We start from the raw sequence: 16,700 nt of genomic DNA, 5'->3' as shown, positions 1-16,700 counted from the left end.
ATATGCGTTATCAACAAATTATTGTCAATATCGTTTACAACTGTAATCACACCAATGATTTAGGGTATTTAGAATGTTCAGGATTTGCGGAAATAAAGAAATCGGGATTTGCCCGATTTTCTTTATACTTAAGATCAATTTACTGCTATTCGTCAGGAATTAAATATTGACCGTGGCTCTCACGATGTATAATACCATCTTTTACAAACTTGGTCATATATCCTTCTGCCGTCTTATGCGGAATGTTGTGGGCATCTGCGATTTCGAGATATTTGGTGCGGTCAAACTTTTTAGGCAAACCTTGTAAGAAACGTTCCTTTTTATTGGGTCTGCGCTTTTTTGCTGGTTCAGTAGGTAAATCATTGAATACTGCACTACTGTGTTGTACCAAGACCGTAATAATCTTTAAGCAATTTTCAAAATCTGCATCTTCACATTCCTTTACCGTATTTACGTCGCCATCTTCCATTGTACGTAAGGCTGTAAAAATCATTGCCATTCTAAATGCCACCAATCCTAATCTTCTTACCGTGGCGATATACTCCATCGGTTGTATGCTGATATATTTAGCTTGCATTTTTGAGAAATACTCATTAAAACGTTGTTGCTGCTTTCGCGAAAGCGTAACCCTTATTTCAGGATTGTTTTTGAGCGTCTTGAACAAGCCTAAAAATTGATTTCCCAAATTTGTGTAATGCTCTTCTAAACCTACCTTACTATGTGTTGCAAATACATCTTTCCATTCAGGTTTAATATTCATATAGTAGAATACAAAGCGGCTGAATAAGCCGTTTTCTGCATTGGGAACCAATAAAGCAATCTGCTTGGGCGTACCTGACAATAGGGTAGATAGACAGGGTTTTTCAATATCTACCAACTCACGATCTGTTCTGCGATAATAACTGATGTTTTCGTGATGAAATGCCTTACGAAAACCATCGCTATAATTACCATAATCCGATTTGAATGCTTGTGTAAGCGTATCGCCTTCGGTCTCAAACATTAACCCGCGTCCTTCATTATCTGAAATTAACTGATAAACTCCTGTTGTACTGTTGTTGGCAGGAATAAATAGCATTCTTTCAGGTGGTTTAACAGGTTTTTCCAAATTGTCGCTTTTGTTCTTGTTCATATTATAGGTTGCCATTTCAGCTTCGTGCTGTTGCTTTAAGGATTTAGATTGTTCCCTAAACATTTTATGAATAGGCATTACCAACTTTTTAAGTTGGTTGAGCTTGCCTTTTCCTGCTGAAGCTGCTGCGGTTACAAACAGGTATAGGTTTGCATAAACTTTGCGCTCATCATAAAAACCGTATAGATTAGGAAAACAGGCACTTAATACGGTCAATGCTCCTAACAACAAAATATCTCTTTCTTCTGGACTGCTTGCAGGCTGAATTACTCCTTTGAGAAATTCAGGAACCGTGTCGTGTACCGCTTGCGGTATCACAGGCATTAGTTCCCTTTTTTGTTCAACTGCTTGTTCTGTAGGATTGATGCTCTCGCTTTTTGCAAGCTTAATACCAGCGTTATGTGCGTGATGATAAAAGGTTGCGATATTAATACCGTGACCAGATGCCGTAAGGCATTTGGTAAATTGGTCGTCACATTCCTTGTGATTGTAATCTGTATAGTTGCGGCTCACACGATGGTACATATCTCTGCCTTGTTCGCCGTATTCAGATGCCAACGCAAAACCTATATTTCGCCAGGTTGCGTAGTCTCCTGTAATGTCAATTCCAGACTGTTCAATGCTCGAAACATAGCTTTCAATATCAGTACTTGTAAGTGCTGTAGGTACAGGTTGCTGAACGATAGGTTCTTTGGGTGGTGCCTGCTTTGCAGGCTTATCCAGCCATTCTAAAGGATTAAAATTCTTCATAGTGCTCTATGTCTTTTGTGAAGAAATGCATTAGGGTCGTGGCATAAAAAACAAGCCCGGGAAACATCTTTACCAGATGCATCTACTTCTATGTTGTACGTATATTGTAAATAATTTGTAATTGCTTGAAAATACTGTGCGTGTGTTGCTTGTTCAAGATCAACGCGAACAATCCATTTAAGGCCATCGCCAGATGGCGATGCAAATAAAAGTTCTGTGTCAAAAGCTTTATCGGCTAACAATAACTGTCTTGTTTTTTCCAAGTTTTCCAGATGGTCGAAGTCAATCGTGATGAGATTAGAATGCTTAACCAGATTGTTGTCGTTTCTCCTTTCAAAAACTCCCGAAAATGTTACGTAATCCAAATTGTTTGCTTTGATTTTACGTTTGATTTTAGGGTCTGTAATGGCTCTCAAATCAATAGTTACACTTCTGTACTTATCACTTGAGATAAGCTCGTAAATGTGATGCAGGCGAAGCGTTTCGGATGGAAAAACGTTCCGTATAGGTGCTTTGAAAAAGCTTATATCTGTGTGCCACGTATTATCGTCATCATTGAGCCACGCAAGTGGATCTTCGTCATCTTTCACTTTAATATTAAGATGCAACGCATCGCAAATACATAGCAGTAAGTCATCTTCATTTTTAGACTTGAAATATTTGGCAGCAAAGTCAAACACATCTCCTTTAAAAGTTGGTAGATCTATATCTGTATGTATTGCCATACCATCTTTAATGCAGACAGAAAGCGTTTCCTTATCATCGTTGAAGGGGTTTCTCGTTATCCCGCAATCCCTTCCCGAAAGGGAAAGGACGGTTGTGCCGGGATAGTATTGTCTTAACACGTAGGCATAAATATTTAAGCCGTAATGTGTTTTATCTATAATTGCAGCTCTACTTACCATTGTTTTTGAAATTATGGTTATAGTAATTGTTCTTAAACAGTGCTTCGATATCAGATACCTTGTAATAAAACTTTCCAGAAACTTTGCTGTAAGGCAAAGTGCCGTTGCTTCTAAAAGTCTGTAGTGTTCGCTTACTAATGTGAAGCATCTGCATCACATCCTGATTATCCACCCAATTGTCTTTTAAGACTTCTGCTCTCGATTTTCTTATGAGATGGATATAGACTTTCAGTTCCTTTATTTGTTCAGAGAGCGCAAGGATAAGTGGGATTAAATCATTCATAGCTGTACCCTTCCTTTATTGATTAGGTAATCGGCAGCTTGCTGTTCGATCTCGTCCTGCGTATCCATACGGTTGCGTAGCAACCACTGGTCAAGTTCTTCCCTATGGAAATAGATTTTCTTTCCGTTGGGTTTGTAATGTGGTATGGCTCCTGTACTCGTTAGTTTGTACAGATGCGATTGAGAAAGTTCTAAAAAAGCACAAGTCTCGTTAAAATTCAATACCGTTTTTTGCAACGCCTGTTGCTGTTGCAGCATCTTTTCGATGCGGTCTAATTGTTCAATAATGTTATCGTCCATTATTTCTATTGTTATAAATAATTAAGGACGTTTGCGCAAACATCACAGCTGATTGTCAACTGCAAGTGCAATATGGGAAGATGTGCTTGGTACTGTAGAAAAAGGCAAAAATGGTATTAACAACACGCTGTATATTAGCGTTTTGAAATAGAATTGGTATTAACTATTGGTACTATATAGTTATAATACCACTTTAAGAAATAATGATTTTTTAGCTTATTTGGTCAAGCCAAGGATGTTTGATAAGTAGATTGTCATATTTTGGTCGCATAGTACCTTCAAAGTTTCGGTACTCTTTATCAGCATTACTACCTGGGCCATATCTGTGAGCGAAGAATTTTGTGATATGCTTTCTTTCAATCTTTTTTGACGGCTTGTTATCGGGAAAAATTCGCTCGTTGAAGTAACCTTTTTCAAATAATGAGAGCAAAAATGCAGCTATTACCTGTTTGTTGCCACGTTTGTCAATGAATGAATATTTATTATCAATAAGATTTTCTTCCACCAGTCTTTCTTCGAGACGTGCTAACGCATCAGCTTTTGATTGTTTGACCAGCTCTGCATAAGTCAAGATTTTATCATTAGGTATTCTAAAGTCAAGGTCTGCTTTAATCGCATTGAATTTACCGCCTACATTTTTTGACGGTTTTGGATTACTAATAGGCTTTCCGCTGAAATCGACCACATATAGGTCTTGTGGTGGTAGCTCTTTAAAGTAAAGTTCGTGAATTTGTTCTTGGGTTAAAATATCTTCATTACTGTGTTCATTAAACCGTTCTTGTAACTCAAGAAACAATAAGATAGCATTTGCCTTCAAATAAAATATAGCGTGTGTGTGATCTGCATCAGCAGATGCACCTGGTACAACAAAAGCTTTTTCTTGCATTTCATTATTCTGGATATACTGCTGTATGTTTATTAGATAACTCACAAATCTATTATGCCATTTCTGATAAAGAAATTGTAAGTGCTCATTTGTTGAAGTCCTATCAAGTTCAGAAATCATTTCATTAAAATGCGTTGCCGTCGTTTTATCAATGAGTTTCTCATAATATTTGAGCTTTGCCGAAAATGCTTTTTTAGGAAAGCGGATTTCTTGGGTAGGCGTTGTTTCCTTGTACTCTTTATCAAGTTTTGGAAGTAGCTCTTTAAATTTTACTTCGCTACGTTGGTCTTTTAAATAAGTATCAACATAAAGTATATCAGAAAATAAATCTTTGCTCATTATAAATCAAGTTGAATACGGTTAGAAGCTTCACGTTTTTTGTCATCTATTACTTTTGCATAAATCTGTGTGGTACGCAATTCTTTATGACCTAATAATTTTGATACTGTATATATATCAGTTCCCAAAGTAAGCTGAAGCGTAGCGTAAGTATGTCTTGCACAGTGAAAAGTGATTGTTTTAGAAATTCCAGCCTTCATCATCCATTGCTGTAATTTTAGATTTGTCCAGGCGCTATAATGTAAACCCTGAAAAACTTTATCTGTTGGGTCTTTTCGGTCGCCTAATAATTGAACAGCTTGTTCTGAAATAGGTAGGGTTTCAGCTCCTTTAGTTTTCTTTTGCCTAAATCTAATGTAGTAGCCGTTTTCTTTAGAGTGCTGCAATTCTGACCATAGCATTTTCTCAATATCTGACCACCTTAAACCGGTAAGGGCAGAAAATATAAATGCTTTCTTTAGTTCTGGTAATTCACATTCTGTATTTACAGCTTGCTGTAATTCAGATAATGTTAGAAATTCACGTTGTGGTTCGCCTTGTTTGAAATGGTCAACACCTGTTGCTGGATTTACTCTTAATATACCATCTTTCACAGCTTGCTTTAGAGCTGCTGTGAATTTACCGTAATATGAATATTTAGAATTTTGTGATAATGGCTTGTTCGCTCTACCAATAGCAGTCTTATCGAGGTATTCTTTAAACCGTTCTACAAATTGTTTATCAACCTGGTCGAAACTTATGTCAGTTGTTTGAAATGCCTTTAGATGTTTCAACATACTGTACCAATTGCCGTGATTACCTTTACTGGTATTTTTCTTTTCTGCAAGTGCGGTAACATAAGCTATGAAACTTCCCTTTAATTTCTCAATATCCTGAAATCCGTAGTGTCCGTTTTGTATCTCGATTTGTCGCTGTGCACAAATAGTCGTTGCCAGTTCTTGAGTCTTCTTATTGAGATCTTTTTCTGCTTTACTTTTAGGATTAAGGGATAAATACAATTTTAGGTACTCTGTTTTTCTTTTGCCCTTATGGTAGTAATCAAGGTACAAAGCTATTTTTCCGTTTTTCTTGCGCTCGCGTAGTGTGACTTTCATAAGGCTATTAATTAAAGAGGTTTTCAATCTGGTATCGTGCGACTATATGTTTGCGTCCAAAGGGAACCGCCTTTAGCTGTCCGCGCTTAATCATACGTTGTATGGTCCATCTACTTACACCTATTAATTTTGATGCTTCGGTAACACTTAAAAAATCTTTGTTGGCAACATTAATAGTTGAGGTTTCAACTACTTGTGGGGTAGTGGTTGCTTGATTGTGGGTTTCTCGTAAAGCTTGCTTTACTTTTTCTTCTCTCTTGATCTGTTTGTAGTGCCTGCTGTTGCATTTGTGCGAACAGTATCGCGTAACTGTGGTACGAGCAGTAAAAAGGTTTCCGCAGTATTCACAGGTTTTTGGGATGTGTAAATTGGTACTCATATATGGTGCTATTTATGCAGAAGTGGTGCAACGTGGGGCGTTATGGTGCATCATTTCGCTTTGTTTCCTAATCATCATTTTTGGGCAACAAATACACAAAGTAGGCAACGATTAGACAACAAATATAGCTGAAAAAGGGCAAATAGGCAACAAAAAAGAATAGATAAATATATTTAAAGTAAAGAAAAACAGTTAGTTGAGTATAAAAAGAAAGTTGATTACTTCCCGATACAAAACTGACTAAAGATATTCCCAAGCAGTTCATCATTTGTAATCTCGCCGGTGATCAAACCGAGCGATTCTGCCGTGGCGCGTATATCTATGGCTAGGAACTCGCTGGATACATCTTCTGCGATGCCTTGCTGGACTTCCATAAGGCTGGAATAGGCACTTTGTAACGCATCATAGTGACGGGCGTTGCTCACAATACTCTGATCGCTGGAGAGCGCACCGCTTTTGAAACTTTCTACTAAGGCCTTTTTTAGTTCTTCTACGCCATTACCGGCTTTTGCGCTTAACGATATCAAAATCGTGGACGGTGATTTGTCGTGGATTTTTTTGGTAAGCTCGGCATGTTCCAGTCCCGTGATCTGGTCGATCTTGTTCAAAATGACTACCAGCGGCTTATCTGGGAACTTCTCACGCATGATTTGTATGCGCATCAGACAATGAACGATGCGAGGCTGCGTGTTGAGTTGGGTGGCGTCGAGTAGATAGAGCACCAGTTTAGATTGCTCTGCTTTTGCATAGGAACGCTGGATTCCCATGCCTTCTATGGTATCTTTTGTTTCCCGTATTCCTGCGGTGTCAATTAAACGGAAGCGCACGCCCTCGATATTGATTTCATCTTCAATAGCATCTCTAGTAGTACCCGCAATGTCGCTTACGATGGCTTTTTCCTCGTTAAGCAAGGCATTCAGCAAAGTCGATTTTCCTACATTAGGTTCACCTACAATGGCGACGGGTATCCCAGATTTGAGCACATTTCCTAGAGCGAAACTGTCGATCAGTTTTTTTAAGGTCGCTTGGCACTCGGCCAGTAATTTTTTTAAATCATCCCGATTTGCAAAGGCCACGTCTTCCTCGCTAAAATCAAGTTCCAGCTCGATGAGACTGGCAAAATTGAGCAGTTGCGCCCGCAGCCCTTGAAGTTCGCTAGAAAACCCACCGCGCATTTGTTGTAACGCGATTTGGTGAGCGGTTTCACTTTCACTCGCGATCAGGTCAGATACAGCCTCGGCTTGAGAGAGATCCATTTTTCCATTGAGAAAAGCTTGCAAGGTGAACTCACCAGCTTGTGCCGTGCGAGCTCCGTGAGCTAGACAGGCAGCTATGATTTCCTGCTGTATATAAATAGAACCGTGGCACGAGATTTCCACCACATGTTCACCAGTGTAGGAACGAGGCGCGGCAAACTTAGTCAGCAATACCTCGTCTATTGTGCGTCCAGAGTTAACAATATGCCCTAGCTGAACCGTATGCCCTTTCATAGAACTCACATAGTTCCCAGCCGACTTTTTCCCGATCGGGATAAAAAGCGCATCAGCAATTTGATGAGCCTCTGGTCCCGAGATGCGTATGACAGCTATGGCTCCAGCTCCTGGTGGAGTCGCAAGTGCAGTAATGGTATCCATTTTCATAGATTACAAAGATACAGGGGAGCTGCCCGATTTTGGGTTAAGATTATTTTAACGACTCGATTTTTCCCGCAATCGATTTCTAGCCTTAATTTTTAGGAAAATTTCTAATCATGAATAAAAACCGGATTCTAACTGCAGTTCTGGGAGTTCTCGCTTTCGCGAAAGCGTACTCTCAAATAAATCTTGAGTATCAAAAACCACCCAAAGAAATCATGGAACTCTTTGACTTTGAGCGTCCTCCCAGCGTGCTTATGGACAAAGATGCTGATAAAATGATCCTAGCCTACCGGGATACCTATAAAAGCATCGACCAGCTGTCTGAAAAAGAATTGCGGTTGGGAGGTTTGCGTATCAACCCCAAAACAAACATAGGGAGTAGAACGACTTTCATCACACGAATGGAAGTAGCTGATGTCGCTGGTGGCGAGCCACGCAAGATTTCAGGATTGCCAGCAAAGGCAAAAATTTCCAATCTCAACTGGTCACCAGACTACAAAATGGTGGCATTTACAAATACGGTTTCTGACGGTACCGAAGTCTGGATGCTGAACGTTGATAAAGCGAGTGCTAAAAAAATGACTCCGGCCGCAGTCAATGCAAACATGGGGAATCCTATAAGCTGGATGAAAGACAACAGCGCGATACTGGTCAAAATGCTTCCCGCGGATCGCAAGCCACTAATTGAAACAGGTGATATAACGCCTACCGGACCTACCATATCAGTAAGTGATGGAAGCAAGGCACAAAACCGCACCTATCAAGATCTGCTCAAAAACACTAATGACGAGCAGAATTTTGAGCAGCTGGCGCGTAGCGAGATTATTAAAGTTAACATGAACGGTACCGCTTACGATTTTTTGCCAGCGGGTATGTACCGCAGCCTGAGTTTCTCTCCAGATGGTTCTGAAATTATGGTGAGAGAAATGCAGCGTCCCTTTTCTTACATAGTGACTTACGGTCGTTTTCCCTACACGGTGAAGATTTATGATACCAATGCAAACTTGGTGAAACAAGTCAATGAGGTTCCTCTAATGGAAGAAATGCCCAAAGGATTCATGGCGACCCGTAAAGGAAAAAGACGTTTCTCCTGGCGTGCCGATCAGCCCAAGACGCTGGTTTATGCAGAAGCGCTGGACGAAGGCGATCCTGAAAATGAGGTAGAATACAGAGATGTGGTGTATCAATTGAAATCTCCATATAATGGAAAACCACAAGAGATTTTAAGGACTATCAACCGTTACAGCGGTATCACTTGGGGAGACAAGAATAATGCAATTGCTTACGATTACTGGTGGAATACGAGAAATCGTAAGGTCTATCATTTCAATCCTAGCAAATTACCTGCAAAGCCCAAAGTGCTTTATGATCTGAATTACCAAGACGCCTACGCAGATCCCGGCAGTTTTGCGACCAAACAAAATGACTACGGTAGATCAGTTCTAGCTCTTGATGGGAACACAGCATTTCTCGTGGGAGATGGCTACACTCCAGATGGACAGTTCCCTTTCGTGGCTGAGCAAAACCTCAAAACGGAAAAAACCAAAAGAATCTATACGTCAAAAATGGAAGGTAAGAAGGAAAGTCTGGTCGACATGATCGATTTTGATGATAAAACCATGCTGGTCCAGATTGAATCCCCTACTGATTATCCCAATTATTACATAAGGGATCTGGACAGTAAAAAAGCACCCCAGCAAATCACCGATTTTGAGAATCCGTTTAAGGCGTTGAGTGGTGTTCATAAAGAAGTCTTGAACTACAAACGTAATGATGGACTGGATCTTTCGGGAACTTTATACCTACCAGCCGATTATGATAAGGACGGTGGCGAGAAGCTGCCTTTATTGGTTTGGGCGTATCCTCGAGAATATAAGGACAAAAACAGCGCAGGTCAGAATACTCAAAATCCAAACGAATTCATCTATCCCTATTATGGGAGTTTTGTGTATTGGTTGACTCAAGGTTACGCAGTTCTTGATGATGCCGCTTTCCCGATTGTGGGAGAAGGAGAAGAGGAGCCTAACGACACATTCATACCCCAACTCGTGGCAAATGGTCGCGCAGCTATCGATGCCGTAGATGATCTAGGTTACATCGATCGCAATAGAGTAGGAGTGGGAGGTCACAGTTACGGTGCCTTTATGACAGCAAATTTACTTTCTCATAGTGATGATTTTGCGGCGGGAATCGCTCGTTCTGGTGCTTATAACAGGACATTGACACCATTTGGTTTTCAGAGTGAAGAGCGTAGTTATTGGGACGATCCCAATATCTACAACACGATGTCACCCTTTATGAATGCTGAGAAAATGGATGAACCTTTACTCCTCATCCATGGTGAAGCAGACAATAATTCAGGAACCTACCCGCTACAGAGTGAGCGTTATTTCAACGCATTGAAAGGTTTAGGTGCTACCGCCCGACTCGTGATGCTGCCCAAAGAATCTCACGGATACGCTGCTAAAGAAAGCTTGATGCACGTCTTGTGGGAACAACATCAGTGGCTTGAGAAATATGTTAAGAATAAAAAGGAACAATCAAAACCATAATACCTGATGATGAAAGCTATCAATTTTTATCATAATTGAAGTCGAAGTTAAAATTCAACCTGCTAAGTTTAATACTTGGCAGGTTTTTTTAGTGGAGCTAGACGTGTAAAATAATTGTCACCTCGAGCGCAGTCGAGACAGTTTTGAATTTGAGATATTAAATCGTTCTCGACTGCGCACGAACTGACATTTTATTTTACTTTGTAAAGATTAAACTAATTGCAAGTACTCAAATAATTAAGAATTAAATTAAAAAATTTTAAAGTGATATCTAATTAAAAATTTAAAGCTAAATAGAATATATAAGTATATCATTTGCATTGCTGCGATCGTTGTTTTACAATGGATATATTTCGGAGCAAATGAATTCAATTTAGAAGGCAAATATGTGATGTGTATCACAATTTTACTTGCAGTCAAGATTTTTATAGATCTCAAAGATCACTTTGCCACTTACTGGATATTAGGTATGACAAACCTAGCTTTAATAGGTGTTTGCGTATATAATTTATGCATACTCATTGTTACTTGGTTCGGATTTTTATATTCTAGTGGAGAGTTACCTGTATCGTGGTGGTTAGGTTTTGTGATAACAGTTGCACTTATGTTCCATTGTATTGCAAATGCCTCGAAGCAGCTGAAAAGTAAATGTTATTAGTTAAGAGATTGTCGATTTTAGGGTAATAACTTTCATTTCTAAGGCTTCGGTAACCCGGTGCCTGTCGAGGTCAACCCTCGGGATTTTTATTTCAACCCCTCACTGCCTACCCAAACTTTTCGTTTGGGATTAGTATGCTTGGCCACGATACGGCGAGATTCTTCCTGTGCTTTAAAGGATTTTTGAATGCCGTAGAGTGTGTCTTGAGCACGCTTTCGCGAAAGCGAAACATCTACAATCCTCTCATAGTAATCGCGCTTTAAATCAAAATTGTGAAATTGCTGCTCTAAAGGCGGCATTTTCCAAGGCTCGTGGATATAAGGAACAGGTAGATGAGCTAATTCTGGCACCCATTTTTTGAGAAACTTGGCTTCTGGATCATGATCCCAGCTGTTTTTCACCGGGCTATAAACTCTCACCGTATTGATACCTGTCTCCCCAGCCTGCATTTGCAACTGTGGGTAATGGATGCCGGGCTCAAAATCTAAAAATTGCTGTGCGAGATGCTCGCTGCAATCTTGCCACGGCTGCCATAAATGATGCGTGAAAAAACTCACCAATAACGCCCGAAGCCTGAAGTTGACAAAACCCGTAGCGTTAAGGCATCGCATTGCAGCGTCCACCAGAGGGTAGCCTGTTTTCCCTTCACGCCAAGCTTTCTGAAGTTCTGAATCAGATATTTTGTTGAGGTCACGATAAGCGCTGTGCACACTGCGGAACTGCATCTCTGGTTCCATTTCAAACTTCTGAATAAAGTGCGCCTGCCAGCGCATGCGCGATAGAAATGAATCGTAAATTCTTTTCTTGCCAGCACTTATTCTTTGCTGTCCCGCCATTTTGATGACCATGCGCACGCTTAGATTACCCCAAGCCAGATAAGGCGATAGCCTGCTGCTGTGCTTTCGGCTGGTCAAGGGCTTAGAGTACTGGTTGTTGTATTCCAGAATGCGGTGCTTGAAAAAACTATCCAGGTATTTGAGAGCGGTTTGGGTCCCGCCTTTTTGAAATGAATGATCGTTAGGAGTTTTGAGATCAACCAATTCAAATCGGGATTCTAGTTTTTTGAAGGTATCAGTAGATATAAAATTTGCCTCATTCAAATCAGGATTTTGAAGTGGCGCATTCATAAAATCGATCCAGTTGTCCTTCCAGGTTTTGCGATTGCTCAGTCCTCTAATAACGCCGTTTGACACTGACTCATTCCATTGAATATGATTCTGTTTGAACCATTTTTTTAATGTCAAGTCACGCTGAAAAGTGTTCCAGAGCCCGGTTTCTTGGTAAGAGAAAATAGTCTTGATTTTAAACAACTTGCTGAGCGACTTAAAAGTCTTGACCGCCTCTCCATGTATAGTTAGTAAATGGCCACCTTTCAACTTTAATTGAGATTGCAACTCTTGGATAGATTCCTTTATAAAATTATAATGACGCTCACTGTAATGAGCGTCATTAATTATCATGGGTTCTAAAATGTAAATGCAGAGCAGAGGCAATTCTGACTGTGCCGCTAAAATAAGCGGTTCATGATCTAGAATTCTAAGATCACGCTTGAACCAGACAATATTAATTTCCTCACGATTCAATTTGATTCATTACCGTAAATTCAACGATCTGAGCGCTATCAGGCATAGTTACTCCGTCTGGACTATCGGCTTCCATGGTGAAAATTAAACTCTTTCCATCATTAGAAACCTTCACTTGATTGCCGCTTACTGCAGGGTTAGGATACTTACTTTTTAGAGCATTGTACATGTGATCAACTCCTATCATATTTTTGGGAGTGGCATTAGGACTCAAAAAAGTAATCGCATTAACGATGTTTCCTGATAGAGAAAGCTCGATAACTGGTACACCTCCTATGGTGACTCGACGCGTGCGCAGATTGCCATTGACATCAGTCGTGTTAATTTTCTCAACGACCTGATTAGCTTTGACATTGTAGGCCTCTAGCTCTTCTAAGGTCATCCTTAATTGGATACCTTTCATATCATTGTGAACCATAGCCTCGGACAAGCTGAATGCCCTTAAATCTGCTGGGACTTTATTAGGATTGTAAGTGGAATTGTTATCATTACCTTCGTCATTTGAACTGCTGATTACACGCAATTCTGTCGTCTCTTTGGAATCTGAAACGTCGGTAGTTAGTTCTGAAGATTGATTTTTAGGTGATGTGATCTTCTGATCAGAATCGGCATCACTGTCTTTGCAGCCAGAAGCTAAACAGCCAATTATAGCGATAGAAAATACAAGTTTTAGGTAAAACTTAATCATTGAGTGCAGATTTATAGGTTTTTAAACACCGTTCCCGCGCCTCTTTGTGATCGACCATCATTTCTGGATAATCATCAGTATCATGTTCGGGAACGTAGGTACTAATATAGTCTCTTTGCTTGTCAAATTTATCCTTTTGAGTAACAGGATTGAAGATTCTGAAATAAGGGGCAGCATCTACACCACTACCTGCGGCCCATTGCCAGTTTCCTACGTTGCTGGACATTTCATAATCCAACAATTTCTCCGCAAAATAAGCTTCACCCCAGCGCCAGTCAATTAGCAAATGCTTACATAGAAAGCTTGCCACCAGCATCCGTACCCTGTTGTGCATATAACCGGTTTGATTGAGTTCACGCATACCAGCATCAACTAGTTTGTAGCCAGTCTCGCCTTTTTTCCATTTTTCAAACTCGTCCTCATTGTTGCGCCAGTCGATGCGATCGTATTTTGATTTGAAAGCGTTGTCCTTTGTTTCCGGATAATGGTAGAGAATCTGCATAAAAAATTCTCTCCAGATGAGTTCGCTTAGGAAAGTTTTGTCTTTGGCTTGATCTGCTTTTTTGACCATCTTTCTGACGCTCACCACACCAAATCTCAAATAAACACCTAGTCGTGAGGTTCCATTTTCCTTGGCGGGATAATTACGAGTTTTATCGTAATTCTCAATCAGAGTAGGTGTGACTGTATATTCTGGAATCTCAATGCTGCTTTTCTTGAACCCCATGTCGCTTAAAGAGAGATTGGGCAATCGGCTGTTTTTAATACAATTATCCAAATTGCTACTGGTATAATAGATTTTAAGATCCTCCCCAGACCCGTGTTCTTCACGAAAGTGTTCCAGCCACTTATTTTTATAGGGCGTATAGACTACATAAGGAGCGCCATCGTTCTTAACGACCTCATCCTTCTCATAGATGACTTGGTCTTTAAAAGTGTGAAATTCAATATCGTTGTCTTCTATCAGATTTTTGATTTTCTCGTCTCGCTCTTTGGCATACGGCTCATAATCCCGATTGGTGTAAACCGCAGCAATATCGTGATTTGAAACAAGTTCCTTCCAAATTTCTTCTGGTTTACCGTAGTACATCGCGAGCGAGCTGTCTACTTCATCTTGAAGATGAACCCGCATGCGCTGCAGTTCCCCAAAAATAAAGGTGACACGAGCGTCGTCTTCTGGGAGTTTATCCAGAATCTCTTTGTCAAAAATAAAAATAGGTAAGATGGGATGGTCTGATTTCAAGGCTTCTAGAAAGCCCACATTATCATCTAAACGCAAATCACGCCTGAACCAAAATACATTTACTTTATCTGCCATTATCCCATATTCAAAGTAGACTTACCACCATCGACCCCTAGAACTTGTCCAGTGATCCAGCTGGATTTGTCTTCCAATAAAAATACGGAAAGTGCGGCAATGTCTTCAGGAGTTCCCACACGCTTGAGCGGGTGCAGGTCTGCCATTTTTTCTTTTTTGTCCTCGCTGCTCAACAAGCGACCTGCTAGTGGTGTATCCACAAGCGACGGCGCGATCACGTTGATACGCACGGTAGGAGCATATTCTGCGGCAAGTGCTTTGGCAAAGCCCTCGATAGCACCTTTTGCAGCGGCGACACTGGTATGGAAATGCATTCCCCTGCCCACAGCAACGGTGGAAAAGAAGACTACACTTCCGTTACCTGATTTAGTCAGCAATGGCAGCACATCTCTCGTGACCTTGATCAAGGATAGAAAGTTGATTTGCAGGTCATCTTCAAAATGCTTTTGCTTCAACATCTTAAAAGGTTTCAGATTGATGCTTCCTGGGCAGTAGACAAATCCGTCCAGCGATTCTGGTAGCTGACTAGCGTCCAGTTCATCGTTGAGGGCGTCAAACTTGATGTGCGTGACACCGTCAGGCAGATTTTCATTTTCACGTGAGGCTACAAATACGTTGTTTCCCTCATGGATTTGTTCTACAATCGCATTTCCTATTCCGTGGCTTCCGCCTATGAGTAATATGTTTTTAGACATTTAATTAAGTATTTCGTGTTTCATTGTAGATTCTTCTGGTGTGGTTTGATGATCTGTGGGCTCTTGAAATGCACCAAAGTGTGAGATGAGTGCGCTTTCGCGAAAGCGGAATATCTCTTCCAGCTTTTTACGAACCAGCGGCAACCCCAACTTGCCGATGAAGCCTAGAGGCAACCGGTAATGCACTACGTCTTCCATGAGCGTGCCGCCGGGAATCTCTCTGATAAAATGCTTGTGGTGCCAGGTGGCGTAGGGCCCGTACATTTGCTCATCCACAAAAAATTCCAATTCCTTCACCTGCGTGATATGCGTGACCCAGTTGGTTTTGAAAAAGGGTAGGGGCTTGAGGGTGTACTCAATGAGCTGGCCGGGATAGATCTTGCGCTCGCTGCCATAGTGGATGTTCATGTCCAGCTCCTCAGGCGTTAGCAACTTGAGATTGTCTGGACTGGTGAGGAAGTCCCAAGCCTCTGTGAGCGGGATGGGCAACTTCTGAACTGTTTTTATGGATTGTAGATACACCTTAATTTGTTTAAGGTATAAAGATATAACCTAAACAAAACGAAGTTTAAAAGGTGTTGTTAAAAGAAGTTAGTGATGGTTAGTAAGGTTTCCTAAATCAGATTCTCAGTTTACTCAGGTGTGGACACCGAGTGCAACTCGGCGCCAGCGTTGGGTAATATTACAGAAGCTTTGATTTGAATTAGGATTATACTCTTGTGTGAACACCGAGGGCAGGTCGTTGGTAGCGTAGGGACTGATTTTACTTAAAGTCATTCCAGATTATGATATCTTTAAACTTTAGTATGAGTCCGATCACATTACCCTCCGCCTCTATCAAATAATCCAATCCGTTTTCAAATTTATTTACAGAATAGTATGATGGCGTTCCGAGATAATCAAAACAAATAACCAACGTATTTGATGAAACTTGATATAGAGATAATCCCTTATCAAGTAATTGAAGATTTTGCATGTTTTTAACATCTACGCAAGTTAATCTCAATAAGCTCTTTTCCTTTCCATATGAAGTCAGATTGTTTAAAAAAGTACTGTTTTGAGACACGGAATCGTGTATGTTTATAAACGAAATGTTGTAAAGAATCCCTGTTTCTTTACAAAAAGATAGTTCAACAAAACTTCCATTGTGACTTTTATATTCTATTGTAATAGTTTCATATGCAAGAAAACCCTCTAATATTATTTCAATAGGTATATAAATTCCATCTTCATAAGTGGATATGCTGTAATTATAATTTGAACTGTCTGATATTATCATTTCTTTTTGCTGAAACCTTATGAAAAGTGTTTTACAACTAGTAATTCACCGGCTTTTCGAGGTGCCACAAATATGACTATATTACCTTCTAAAAAAAATATTTTTTCAAGATCTATGTTACCATTGGTTTTCTTAACAATATCTTTTCGGCTGGCACGGAGTTGTACTCTGTGATTAATGAGTGAATATAACATCAAAAATTTAGACCACATTTTCTATTTAT

15 protein-coding genes are annotated in these 16,700 nt (G+C 40.2%); 1 reads left to right on the top strand and 14 read right to left on the bottom strand.

All coding sequences use genetic code 11. The features are described 5' to 3' along the window. Positions 1-145 precede the first annotated feature (145 nt). From BST97_RS05365 to mnmE, 8 genes are all read right to left on the bottom strand, one after another. Positions 146-1,882 carry a DUF3987 domain-containing protein gene (locus BST97_RS05365; RefSeq protein ID WP_085766265.1) on the bottom strand — a complete coding sequence of 579 codons (1,737 nt, stop codon included), beginning with the start codon at positions 1,880-1,882 and terminating at the stop codon, positions 146-148. Beyond that, positions 1,879-2,787, bottom strand: a complete 909-nt coding sequence (locus BST97_RS05360) for a BT4734/BF3469 family protein (protein ID WP_085766264.1) — start codon at positions 2,785-2,787, stop codon at positions 1,879-1,881. Before BST97_RS05360 ends, BST97_RS05365 begins: the two co-directional genes overlap by 4 nt. After that, positions 2,777-3,070 (bottom strand): helix-turn-helix domain-containing protein, encoded by a 294-nt coding sequence (locus tag BST97_RS05355; RefSeq protein ID WP_085766263.1) that lies wholly within the window; start codon positions 3,068-3,070, stop codon positions 2,777-2,779. Before BST97_RS05355 ends, BST97_RS05360 begins: the two co-directional genes overlap by 11 nt. Next, positions 3,067-3,369, bottom strand: coding sequence for a helix-turn-helix domain-containing protein (locus tag BST97_RS05350; protein WP_041496505.1), 303 nt, complete (start codon positions 3,367-3,369; stop codon positions 3,067-3,069). The genes BST97_RS05355 and BST97_RS05350 overlap by 4 nt, the downstream gene beginning before the upstream one ends. Positions 3,370-3,580: 211 nt before the next feature. Then, positions 3,581-4,594: a DUF6617 family protein gene (locus BST97_RS05345; RefSeq protein ID WP_085766262.1), complete on the bottom strand. Its 1,014-nt coding sequence runs from the start codon at positions 4,592-4,594 to the stop codon at positions 3,581-3,583. After that, positions 4,594-5,715, bottom strand: a complete 1,122-nt coding sequence (locus BST97_RS05340; protein ID WP_245833666.1) for a site-specific integrase — start codon at positions 5,713-5,715, stop codon at positions 4,594-4,596. Before BST97_RS05340 ends, BST97_RS05345 begins: the two co-directional genes overlap by 1 nt. Next, positions 5,696-6,067: a helix-turn-helix domain-containing protein gene (locus BST97_RS05335; protein ID WP_085766260.1), complete on the bottom strand. Its 372-nt coding sequence runs from the start codon at positions 6,065-6,067 to the stop codon at positions 5,696-5,698. Before BST97_RS05335 ends, BST97_RS05340 begins: the two co-directional genes overlap by 20 nt. Positions 6,068-6,285: 218 nt before the next feature. Beyond that, positions 6,286-7,707 carry a tRNA uridine-5-carboxymethylaminomethyl(34) synthesis GTPase MnmE gene (mnmE, locus tag BST97_RS05330; RefSeq protein ID WP_085766259.1) on the bottom strand — a complete coding sequence of 474 codons (1,422 nt, stop codon included), beginning with the start codon at positions 7,705-7,707 and terminating at the stop codon, positions 6,286-6,288. Between the two features lie 110 nt (positions 7,708-7,817). On the opposite strand from mnmE, the gene BST97_RS05325 reads away from it, so the two are divergent. Beyond that, positions 7,818-10,256: a S9 family peptidase gene (locus BST97_RS05325; protein ID WP_085766258.1), complete on the top strand. Its 2,439-nt coding sequence runs from the start codon at positions 7,818-7,820 to the stop codon at positions 10,254-10,256. Positions 10,257-11,000: 744 nt separating this feature from the next. On the opposite strand, the gene BST97_RS05320 is transcribed toward BST97_RS05325, so the two are convergent. From BST97_RS05320 to BST97_RS05295, 6 genes are all read right to left on the bottom strand, one after another. Next, on the bottom strand, positions 11,001-12,497 hold the full coding sequence (locus tag BST97_RS05320; protein ID WP_317043463.1) for a cryptochrome/deoxyribodipyrimidine photo-lyase family protein: 1,497 nt from the start codon (positions 12,495-12,497) through the stop codon (positions 11,001-11,003). Beyond that, complete coding sequence (locus tag BST97_RS05315) at positions 12,487-13,185, bottom strand: hypothetical protein (protein ID WP_085766256.1); 699 nt, start codon at positions 13,183-13,185, stop codon at positions 12,487-12,489. The genes BST97_RS05320 and BST97_RS05315 overlap by 11 nt, the downstream gene beginning before the upstream one ends. Next, positions 13,178-14,503, bottom strand: coding sequence for a cryptochrome/photolyase family protein (locus BST97_RS05310; protein WP_085766255.1), 1,326 nt, complete (start codon positions 14,501-14,503; stop codon positions 13,178-13,180). Before BST97_RS05310 ends, BST97_RS05315 begins: the two co-directional genes overlap by 8 nt. Continuing rightward, the gene (locus tag BST97_RS05305; protein WP_085766254.1) at positions 14,503-15,198 is read right to left on the bottom strand and encodes an SDR family NAD(P)-dependent oxidoreductase; all 696 of its coding nucleotides are present in this window, start codon (positions 15,196-15,198) and stop codon (positions 14,503-14,505) included. The genes BST97_RS05310 and BST97_RS05305 overlap by 1 nt, the downstream gene beginning before the upstream one ends. Then, entirely contained in the window at positions 15,199-15,720 is a 522-nt protein-coding gene (locus BST97_RS05300; RefSeq protein ID WP_317043462.1) for an SRPBCC family protein, read from the bottom strand. A gap of 241 nt (positions 15,721-15,961) precedes the next feature. Beyond that, positions 15,962-16,477 (bottom strand): hypothetical protein, encoded by a 516-nt coding sequence (locus BST97_RS05295; protein ID WP_085766253.1) that lies wholly within the window; start codon positions 16,475-16,477, stop codon positions 15,962-15,964. Between the last annotated feature and the right edge of the window lie 223 nt (positions 16,478-16,700).

The sequence above is a fragment of the Nonlabens spongiae genome, assembly GCF_002117125.1.
Taxonomy (GTDB): Bacteria; Bacteroidota; Bacteroidia; order Flavobacteriales; family Flavobacteriaceae; genus Nonlabens; species Nonlabens spongiae.
Note: the sequence above shows the minus strand (reverse complement) of the source record. Positions and strands in the feature narration are given on the sequence as shown.